The organism is Mesorhizobium sp. M7A.F.Ca.ET.027.03.2.1 (assembly GCF_003999175.1).
Taxonomy (GTDB): Bacteria; Pseudomonadota; Alphaproteobacteria; order Rhizobiales; family Rhizobiaceae; genus Mesorhizobium.
In genome coordinates this window covers 1-2,291 of the sequence record NZ_RZOM01000998.1, presented here as the reverse complement: position 1 = coordinate 2,291, position 2,291 = coordinate 1, and the positions used below count along the sequence as shown (strand labels likewise).

Annotated in this window: 2 protein-coding genes; both read left to right on the top strand. The window is 66.2% G+C overall.

Translation table 11 applies throughout. The annotated features are described in order from the left end of the window. Positions 1 to 338: 338 nt before the first annotated feature. On the top strand, positions 339 to 935 hold the full coding sequence (locus EN750_RS30210) for a thioredoxin family protein (protein ID WP_127398923.1): 597 nt from the start codon (positions 339 to 341) through the stop codon (positions 933 to 935). A gap of 30 nt (positions 936 to 965) precedes the next feature. After that, positions 966 to 2,291, top strand: a 1,326-nt coding sequence (locus EN750_RS30205) for an FAD-binding protein (RefSeq protein ID WP_127398922.1), incomplete at its 3' end; no start/stop codon positions are given.

Here is a 2,291-nt window from a genome sequence, read left to right as displayed (position 1 = left end):
CATCAGATGCGATCCGCGACCTGGCGAAGGCGCTCTATCCCAAGGGATAATGATGCCCTGATGGTCGCGGAAGGTTCGCCTGCGATGACATCGTCTCGCGGGCAGACCCTGTAGCCCGCGATAAAACCTTATCCGTCCGAATTTCTTTAGATCGGCTGCTGCTCGAACAAACTTGCCGGCTCGGCACGAAACATTGGCACGATATTCTAAGCCGCGCCGTTGACCGTGAATGTGCTCTCCAGCCTATAATTATACTAAATTCATAGACTAACTGCGAACGTTCAAAGCGCTCGCACCTTGGCCTGTGAAAACCGGCTGCACAAAGGGAGCGCGCATCGATGCCGAAGACAGAGTCCAATCCGATCGACCTCGGCACCAGGGCGGCCGATTTCCTGCTGCCCGACGCGCAAGGCGTGCTGCACCGCCTCGCCGATTTCGACGCCAAGCCGGCGTTGCTCGTCGCCTTCATCTCCAACCGCTGCCCGTTCGTCGTGCTGATCCGTGAGCAGCTTGCCGCTTTCGCCAGGGATTATGCGGGCAAGGGGCTGCAAGTGGTGGCGATCAACGCCAATGACCATGAGGCGCATCCGGAGGAGACGCTGGCCCGCATCGGCGAAGAGGCCGAAAAATTCGGCTATTCTTTCCCCTATCTCAAGGATGCGTCGCAGCAGACGGCGAAGGCCTACGGCGCCGCCTGCACACCCGATTTCTTCCTGTTCGGCACTGACCGGCGGCTCGCCTATCACGGCCAGTTCGACGATGCGCGGCCGGGCAATGGCAAGCCGGTGACCGGTGCCGATCTGCGCGCAGCGGTCGACACGGTGCTGGAGGGCGGCAGGCCCGCTGCCAGCCAGGTGCCGTCGATCGGCTGCAACATCAAGTGGAGCGCCGGCAACGAGCCGGTCTGGTCTTCCAGCGCGGCCCGCGCGGCCTAGCGCCGTCCTCGACGCATTCGCCAGGTGTCCATGCACAAGCCGCAAAAATCCGCTTCCGACAGCTTGCTGCTCCAGGCCGACGTGCTGATTCTGGGCGGCGGCCCGTCAGCGGCCTGGGCGGCTGTCGCTGCGGCCGAGAGCGGCGCCAAGGTGGTGCTGGCCGACAAAGGTTATCTCGGCACCAGTGGCGCCACCGCGCCCTCCAACACCGGCACCTGGTGCGTGCCGCCGGGCGACAACAGGCATGCCGTCGTTGAGCGGCGTTGGCAGCGCACCGGCGAACTCGCCGACCCGCGCTGGATGCTGCGCTGCGTCGATACCGCCTACCGCAATCTGCTCAGGCTGTCCGAATGGGGCTATCCATTTCCGAGCGAGGATGACGGCCGGCTCTACATCGCCAATCTGCGCGGGCCGGACTACATGCGCTTCATGCGCCGCCGGGTGCTGTTGGCCGGCGTCACCGTGCTCGACCATCACCCAGCGCTCGAACTTCTGTCCGACGGCGATGCCATCGTCGGCGCCGCCGGTGTCGCCAGGCAGATCGGACAGGACTGGCGCGTCGATGCCAAAGCGGTGGTGCTGGCGACCGGCGGCTGCGCTTTCCGCGAGCGCATCCTCGGCGCGACCGGGCTGACCGGCGACGGCTATCTGATGGCGGCGGAGGCCGGCGCCAGCCTGTCGGGCATGGAGTTCACCGGCAAATATACGCTGGCGCCCTATGGCTCATCGCTGAACAAGGGCCTGCCGTTCCGCTGGGCCTCGTTCCATCGCGAGGACGGCTCGCCGATCCTCGGGCCGACCGGCGAGCCGTTGCGTAACGGCATCGGCGACCGCGAGGAGGAAGTGGCGCGCGCGCTGATCGACGGCCCGGTCTACGCGCGGCTCGATCAGGCCGAGCCGGCGCTGCAAGGCTGGTTGCGCCAGGGCCAGCCGAACTGCTTCGTGCCCTATGACCGCGCCGGCATCGATCCGTTCAGCGAACTGTTCCGCATCACCTTGCGCGCCGAAGGCACGGTGCGCGGCACCGGCGGCATCGACATCGTCTCCGACGATTGCGCCACCGGCGTGCCCGGCCTCTATGTTGCCGGCGATGCCGCCAGCCGCGAGATGATGACCGGTGCGCTATCAGGCGGCGGCGCCGTCAATTCATCCTGGGCGCTGGCCAGCGGCTGGTGGGCCGGCAAAGGCGCCTCGACCCATGCCCAGCGCCGCACCGGCAAGGCCTTCCGCAGCGCGGTGCAATCGCTCGGCCAGGCCGGCTTGCATCCTGCATCATCGGCGAGTGCCGACATCTCGGCGGGCGAAGTCATCGAGGCGGTGCGTAGCGAAGTCACGCCGCTCGACAAGAATTTCTTC